The sequence below is a fragment of the Arthrobacter sp. NQ4 genome, from assembly GCF_029077345.1.
Taxonomy (GTDB): domain Bacteria; phylum Actinomycetota; class Actinomycetes; order Actinomycetales; family Micrococcaceae; genus Arthrobacter.
Genome location: NZ_JARETC010000024.1, coordinates 1 through 7,648, shown reverse-complemented (window position 1 = coordinate 7,648; position 7,648 = coordinate 1). Strand labels below are relative to the sequence as shown.

Genomic DNA, 7,648 nt, shown 5'->3' with positions numbered 1-7,648 from the left:
CTTCGTCGAGGGAGACGCGGTGGGTGCCGTCGCCCCAGAGCGCCATTTTCGCGGCGTTGATGGCTTTCGCGGCGGCGATCGCGTTCCGTTCGATGCAGGGGACCTGGACCAGCCCGCCGATCGGGTCACAGGTCAGGCCGAGGTTGTGTTCCATCGCGATTTCCGCGGCGTTCTCCACCTGGGCCGGGGTGCCGCCCATGACCTCGGCCAGGCCCGCGGCGGCCATCGAGGACGCGGACCCGACCTCGCCCTGGCAGCCCACCTCGGCCCCGGAGATCGAGGCCTGTTCCTTGTAGAGCACCCCGACGGCACCGGCGGCGAGCAGGAACCGCACCACCACATCGTCGCGGTCGGCCTGGGTGGCCTGGTCCATGCCCGGGGCGAAGTGCAGGGCGTAGAACAGCACCGCGGGGATGATCCCGGCCGCCCCGTTCGTGGGGGCGGTGACCACCCTCCCGCCGGAGGCGTTCTCCTCGTTCACGGCCAGCGCCACCAAGTTAACCCACTCCTGCCAATACCTCGGGTCGTAGTGGTCCTGGCCGTCATTATCGGTGTCTTCGGGGCGGGCGGTTTCCTTCTTCAACCGCTCGTACCAGTCCGGGGCGCGGCGGCGGACCTTCAACCCGCCCGGCAGCACCCCTTCACGCTTGAGCGAGGTGGCCACGCAGTTCTCCATCACCGACCAGATATGCACCAGCCCGGCCCGGATCTCCTCCTCGGACCGGGAGTCCTTCTCGTTCACGAACATCACGTCCGCGATGCCCAGCCCGGTCACCGCGCAGTGCTCCAGCAGCTCCGCCGCGGTCCGGAACGGCAGCGGCAGCACCTCCTTGGACGCGTCCAGTTCCTGCTGCGCCGCGTCCTCTTCCCCCTCGCGGACGATGAACCCGCCACCGACCGAGAAGAACGTCGCCGCATGCACCACGGAACCCTCAGCGTCGGTGACGGTGAACGTCATCCCGTTCGTGTGCCGCGGCAGCACCGTCAACGGCCGCAACACCATGTCGCCCACCCCGTACGGCAACACCATACCCTCACCACCAGCACCGGCCAGGTTCAGGATCCCGGTCTCCGCGATCGAAGCCAGCCGCTCCTCCACCTCTTCGGGCAGGATCAGTTCCGGATGGAACCCCTCCAACCCCAACAGGATCGCGGTCATCGTCCCATGCCCATGCCCCGTCGCGGCCAGCGACCCATACAAATCCACCCGCAACGACGCCACGTCCGCGAGCTTCCCCGAGGCCTTCAACTCCTCAGCAAACACGGCAGCAGCCCGCATCGGCCCCACCGTATGCGAAGACGACGGCCCAATACCGATCGAAAAGAGGTCAAAGACACCAACAGCCATGTGCGTGGTTCCTAACTAATACAAGTGGTCGGGATGGAGCGGGCAGGACATCCTCTGCGTGCTCGGTCGCGAAGACGCCCGCTGAGCGGACGTGACGCTCCCTTAGACGCACGCTGCCGGATGCCCCACCCACTCCGCGGGCACGTCACCAGGAGACATGCGCACGAGGGGCCGGCGGAGCCGGACTTTTCGAAAGCCTGCTCCCCACCGTCTCCCTAGCCTCGCAAGCTCGGCCAGGGAACCCTGACGGCGTGGGCCCAACGAGGCGTGAAAATGTCCGGTCCGCCGGTCCCGGTAGCAACCGGAGATCAGGACAGTGGTGCGACGCCCGGGTAGAGCGGGTGGGCGGCGGCGAGTGCCTCGACGCGGTGACGCAGCCCGGAAAGGTCCGCGCCGGCGTCGGCAATCAATGCCTCGGCAATGATGTCCGCAACCTCGCGGAAGGCGTCCTCGCCGAAGCCACGGGTGGCCAGGGCCGGGGTGCCGATGCGCAGGCCCGAGGTGACCATTGGCGGACGCGGGTCGAAGGGGACCGCGTTGCGGTTGACGGTGATGTCGATCGCAGCCAGTCGGTCTTCTGCCTGCTGGCCATCGAGTTCGCAGTTGCGCAGGTCCACCAGGACCAGGTGCACGTCGGTGCCGCCGGACACCACGCTGATGCCCCTGGCGGTGACGTCCGGCTGGACCAGGCGTTCGGCCAGGATGCGGGCGCCGGCCAGGACGCGCTCCTGCCGCTCCTTGAATTCCTCGGACGCCGCGATCTTGAACGCCACGGCCTTGCCGGCGATGACGTGCTCCAGCGGCCCGCCCTGCTGGCCCGGGAAGACGGCGGAGTTGATCTTCTTCGCGACGTCGGGGTCGTTGGAGAGGATGATGCCGCCGCGCGGACCGGCGAGGGTCTTGTGCGTGGTGGAGGTGACCACGTGGGCGTGCGGGACCGGCGAGGGGTGCAGGCCCGCGGCCACCAGTCCGGCGAAGTGTGCCATGTCCACCATGAGGTAGGCACCCACGGAATCGGCGATCCGGCGGAACTCGGCAAAGTCCAGCTGGCGCGCGTAGGCTGACCAGCCGGCCACGATGAGCTGCGGCTTGTGCTCCTGGGCCAGCCGCTCCACCTCTGCCATGTCGATGGTGTGGGTGTCTTCGCGGACCTGGTACGGGACCACGTTGTAGAGCTTGCCGGAGAAGTTGATCCGCATGCCGTGGGTCAGGTGGCCGCCGTGGGCCAGGTTCAGTCCCATGATGGTGTCGCCGGGCTTGATGAGCGCGTGCATCACCGAGGCGTTGGCCTGGGCGCCGGAGTGCGGCTGGACGTTGGCGAACCCGGCGCCGAACAGGGCCTTGACCCGGTCGATGGCCAGCTGCTCGATGACGTCCACGTGCTCGCAGCCACCGTAGTACCGCTTGCCCGGGTAGCCCTCGGCGTACTTATTGGTCAGCACCGAGCCCTGCGCCTGCATGACCGCTGCGGCTGTGTGGTTCTCGGAAGCGATCATTTCCAGGCCGTCGCGCTGGCGGCCCAGTTCGTCGTCGATCTTTGCCGCAATCTCGGGGTCCAGGGCAGCGAGGTCTGCGTTCAGGCTGGGGGAGACCACCTGTTCAAAGGCCACGGTGCCCGCAGCGGATGAAGCGCCGCTCACAGTTCGCCGCCGTTTGCTTCGGCGTATTCCTGTGCGGACAGCAGCGGGCCCTCTTCGGTGACGGTGACCTTGAAGAGCCAGCCGGCGCCGTAGGGGTCGTTGTTGATCACGGCGGGGTCGCTGACGACGTCGTCGTTGACTTCCGTGACCTCGCCCGTCACGGGGGAGTACAGGTCGGAGACGGACTTGGTGGACTCGATCTCGCCACAGGTCTCGCCTGCGGTCACCGTGGCGCCAACCTCGGGCAGGTCCACGTAGACGATGTCGCCCAGTGCCTCGGCGGCAACGGCGGACACGCCCACCACGGACGGGCCGGAGCCGTCGGCGGCGATCCATTCGTGTTCGGCGGAGTACTTCAGTTCAGCGGCAACTTTAGCCATGGTGTGTTTCCTTAAGTTTGGGGTTCAAAAATGCGGGAGCGCCGGGCTATTTCTGGCGCTTGTAAAAGGGCAGCGCGACGATTTCGAAGGGCTCGGCCTTGCCGCGCAGGTCCACGTCCAGTGCGGTGCCCAGCTCAGCGTGCTCGACGTCGACGTAGGCCAGTGCCACGGGGTAGCCAAGGGTGGGGCTCGGCTGGCCCGAGGTCACCTCGCCCACCACGTTTCCGTCTTTGAGGACGGGGTAGCCGCCACGGCCGGCACGGCGGCCGTGCCCTTTCAGGCCAACGAGTTTGCGCTTGGGGCCGGCTTCCTTGGCTGCCTCAAGTGCGGCCCGTCCCACGAAGTCGCCTTCCTTGGACTTGAGGGCAACTACGGGGCCAAGGCCGGCGTCGAACGGCGAACGCTCCAGCGAGAGCTCGTTGCCGTACAGCGGCATGCCCGCTTCAAGGCGAAGCGAATCGCGGGATGCGAGGCCGCAGGGGACAATGCCGAACTCTTCCCCGGCCTGGGCCACGGACTCCCACAGGGAAGCGGCGCCTTCGTTCGGGAGGAAGAGTTCAAAGCCGTCTTCACCGGTGTAGCCGGTGCGGGCCAGGATGACATCGTGGCCGGCCACGGTGACTTCGTTGAACGCGTAGTACTTCAGGTCGGTGACCAGGGCGTGCTGGGACTCGTCCGTGAGCTTGAGCAGGATGGCCTCGGCCTTGGGTCCCTGGACTGCGACCAGCGAGGTTGCCGCCGAAGCGTCCTCCACCGTCACGTCGAAGGCGGCAGCGCGTTCGGCGAGGGCGGCCGCCACGGTGGGGGCGTTGCCGGCGTTGGGAACCACCAGGTACTTCTCATCGCCGAAACGGTACGTGATGAGGTCGTCGATGATGCCGCCGTCTTCATTGCAGATCAGCGAGTACTTGGCCTTGCCGTCCGCGATGGCGGACAGTTTGCCCACCAGGACGTAGTCCAGGAAAGCCGCGGCCTGGGGCCCGGTGACCCACACTTCGCCCATGTGGGAGAGGTCGAACAGGCCGGCAGCGTTGCGGACGGCGTGGTGTTCAGCCAGTTCGGAGCTGTACTTGAGCGGCATCTGCCAGCCACCGAAGTCGGTGAAGGAGGCGCCAAGCTTCTTGTGCTCTTCGTAAAGAGCCGTGTAGTTCTCAGTCATGGGGGATCCTTAGTTTTCGAACTCGGACAGCGGCGGGCAGGAGCAGATCAGGTTCCGGTCTCCGGCGGCGCCGTCGATCCGGCCCACCGGCGGGAAGTACTTGTCCTGCTTGAGGTGGTGGACGGGGAAGACGGCCTGCTCGCGGCTGTACTGGCGGGTCCATTCGGAGTTCACGACGGCGGACGCGGTGTGGGGTGCGTTGCGCAGCGGGGAGTCCTGGACAGAGAAGTCGCCGTTGGCCACCTGGTCGATTTCCTTGCGGATAGTGATCATGGCCTCGATGAAGCGGTCGATCTCGGCCAGGTCCTCGGACTCCGTGGGCTCCACCATCAAGGTGCCTGCCACCGGGAACGCCAGGGTCGGGGCGTGGAAGCCGAAGTCGATGAGGCGCTTGGCCACATCCTCGGCCGTGACGCCGGTCCTGGCGGTCAGGTCGCGCAGGTCCAGGATGCATTCGTGCGCCACGAGCCCGCCTTCACCGGTGTACAGCACCGGGAAGTACTCGTTCAGGCGCACGGCAACATAGTTCGCTGCGAGCAGGGCTGCCTTGGTGGCCTCGGTCAGGCCCTCGCCACCCATGAGCTTCACGTACGCCCAGGAGATCGGCAGGACACCGGCGGAACCGAAGTTCGAGGCGCTGATGGCCACGCCGTGGCCTTCCTCATGCGCTGCCTTGTTGGCGTCGCCGGGCATGAACGGCGCCAGATGGGCCTTGGCCGCAACAGGTCCGACGCCGGGTCCGCCGCCGCCGTGCGGGATGCAGAAGGTCTTGTGCAGGTTCAGGTGGGAGACGTCGCCGCCGAACTTGCCGGGCTGGGCCAGTCCCACCAGGGCGTTCAGGTTGGCACCGTCAACGTAGACCTGGCCACCGGCAGCGTGCACAGCCTCGCAGATCTCGGTCACGTCCGCGTCGTACACGCCGTGGGTGGACGGGTAGGTGATCATGATCGCCGAGAGGACGTCCTTGTTCGCCTCGATTTTCGCGTACAGGTCCTCGTGGTTGATGGTGCCGTCCGCGGCCGTGGCAACGACGACGACCTTCATGCCGGCCAGGACAGCAGAGGCGGCGTTGGTGCCGTGGGCGGAAGCGGGGATCAGGCACACGTTGCGCTGGGTATCGCCGTTGGCGCGGTGGTAGCCGCGGATGGCCAGCAGGCCGGCGAGCTCGCCCTGGGAACCGGCGTTCGGCTGCAGCGACACCTGGTCGTAGCCGGTGATTTCCGCAAGGTCGGCTTCCAGGCCGCTGATCAGTTCACGCCAGCCTTCGGTCTGGGAGTCCGGGGCGAAGGGGTGGATGGAGGCGAACTCCGGCCAGGAGATGGCCTCCATCTCGGCGGTGGCGTTCAGCTTCATGGTGCACGAGCCCAGCGGGATCATGGTGCGGTCCAGTGCGAGGTCCCGGTCCGACAGCCTGCGGATGTAGCGCAGCAGCTGGGTTTCGGACCGGTGGGTGTTGAACACCGGGTGCTGCATGTACTCGGAGGTGCGGAGCACCTCTGCGGGCAGGTTGAAGCCCTCAGCGTCCACTACCGGGCCGGCTCCAAAGGCGACGGCGATCGCGGACAGGATTTCCGGCGTCGTGGTTTCATCCACGGACACGCCGATGGTGTCGGCGTCGATGTGGCGCAGGTTGATGCCGCGTGCTTCAGCAGCGGTGATGACCTTGGCGGCCTCGCCCGGGACGGAGACCGTGACCGTATCGAAGAACGCCTCGGCGGCCAGTTCCCGGCCTGCGATCTGGAGCGTGGTGGCGAGGGCGCGGGCGTTGTTGTGGACGCGCTCGGCGATGGCCTTCAGCCCGTCGGGGCCGTGGTAAACGGCGTAGAAGGAGGAGACGATGGCCAGCAGGGCCTGCGCGGTGCAGATGTTGGATGTCGCCTTTTCGCGGCGGATGTGCTGCTCGCGGGTTTGCAGCGCCAGGCGGTACGCCGGGAGGCCGGCGTCGTCCTTGGATACGCCCACCAGGCGGCCCGGCATGGAACGCTCCAGGCCCTTGGCCACGGCCATGTAGGCGGCGTGCGGGCCGCCGAAGAACAGCGGGACACCGAAGCGCTGGGTGGAGCCGACGGCGATGTCGGCGCCCTGTTCGCCCGGAGGGGTGATCAGGGTCAATGCCAGCAGGTCAGCGGCGACCGTGACCAGCGCGCCGCGCTCCTTCGCCGCCGCAATAGTGGCGGACTGGTCCCAGACCCGCCCGGAGGCACCGGGCTGCTGGAGCACGATGCCGTTGATGTCGCCGTCGGGCAGGCCGTTGGACAGGTCGGCGACCTCAACTTCGAAGCCGAGCGCCTCGGCGCGGCCCTTGACGATGGCGATGGTCTGCGGCAGGACGTCTGCGTCCAGGACGGTCTTGCCGTCCGCTGCAGGCTTGGTCTTGTTGGCGCGGCGCATCATCAGCACGGCCTCGGCCACGGCGGTGGCTTCATCGAGCAGCGAGGCGTTGGCGATCGGCAGGCCCACCAGGTCCTGGACCATGGTCTGGAAATTCAGCAGTGCCTCGAGCCGGCCCTGGGAAATCTCGGGCTGGTACGGGGTGTAGGCGGTGTACCAGGCCGGGGCCTCCAGGACATTCCGGCGGATGACGGCGGGCGTAATGGTGTCGTAGTAGCCCTGGCCGATCATCTGCACGGCCGTCTTGTTCTTGGCGGCGAGCCTGCGCAGCTCCGCAAGGACCTCAACCTCGCTCAGCGCGTCTTTGAGCGCAAGGGGCTTGGACTGGCGGATTGAGTTGGGAACGGCGATGTCCACCAGTCCATCAACGCTGTCGTAGCCAACGGCCTTGAGCATGGTGTCCACGTCAGCCTGGCGGCGTGCACCGATATGCCGGTCTGAAAAGGCAGACGGAAGGGATTGAATCGTCATGAGGAACTCCAGGTTTGGCCGGCCACGGGTGGCACGGCATGGATCGGGTCCCTCCCCGCTCTGTATTGGACCTGAGAGATTCCGCAAACCCATCAGGGCCTGCTTGCACCGTCGGTGAGTGCTGCCGGAGCAGCACTGCTTTCCAGAGTCGCCTCGCCGTGACGGTACATGGGCCTGAGAGATTCCTGGGGAGGATTTGCTCCTACGGCGCCTGCCCGGTGATGGCCGGGAGAACTCTCCCGCCACAGCTCGAAAGGCT

At 67.0% G+C, this 7,648-nt stretch carries 5 protein-coding genes and 1 riboswitch; all 5 genes read right to left on the bottom strand.

The window, feature by feature from the left end:
• Window positions 1-1,348 (bottom strand): L-serine ammonia-lyase (locus PUN51_RS20585; RefSeq protein WP_275182377.1); only part of this gene is annotated, 1,348 nt, incomplete at its 3' end.
• A 308-nt stretch (window positions 1,349-1,656) separates the two neighbouring features.
• Complete coding sequence (gene glyA / locus PUN51_RS20580) at window positions 1,657-2,988, bottom strand: serine hydroxymethyltransferase (protein ID WP_275182376.1); 1,332 nt, start codon at window positions 2,986-2,988, stop codon at window positions 1,657-1,659.
• Complete coding sequence (gene gcvH, locus PUN51_RS20575; protein ID WP_224024538.1) at window positions 2,985-3,368, bottom strand: glycine cleavage system protein GcvH; 384 nt, start codon at window positions 3,366-3,368, stop codon at window positions 2,985-2,987. Before gcvH ends, glyA begins: the two co-directional genes overlap by 4 nt.
• A 46-nt stretch (window positions 3,369-3,414) precedes the next feature.
• Window positions 3,415-4,527 carry a glycine cleavage system aminomethyltransferase GcvT gene (gene gcvT / locus PUN51_RS20570; protein WP_224024540.1) on the bottom strand — a complete coding sequence of 371 codons (1,113 nt, stop codon included), beginning with the start codon at window positions 4,525-4,527 and terminating at the stop codon, window positions 3,415-3,417.
• A gap of 9 nt (window positions 4,528-4,536) precedes the next feature.
• Window positions 4,537-7,389, bottom strand: a complete 2,853-nt coding sequence (gene gcvP / locus PUN51_RS20565) for an aminomethyl-transferring glycine dehydrogenase (RefSeq protein WP_275182374.1) — start codon at window positions 7,387-7,389, stop codon at window positions 4,537-4,539.
• Window positions 7,390-7,541: 152 nt separating this feature from the next.
• Window positions 7,542-7,641, bottom strand: a riboswitch (glycine riboswitch).
• Window positions 7,642-7,648: the final 7 nt, after the last annotated feature.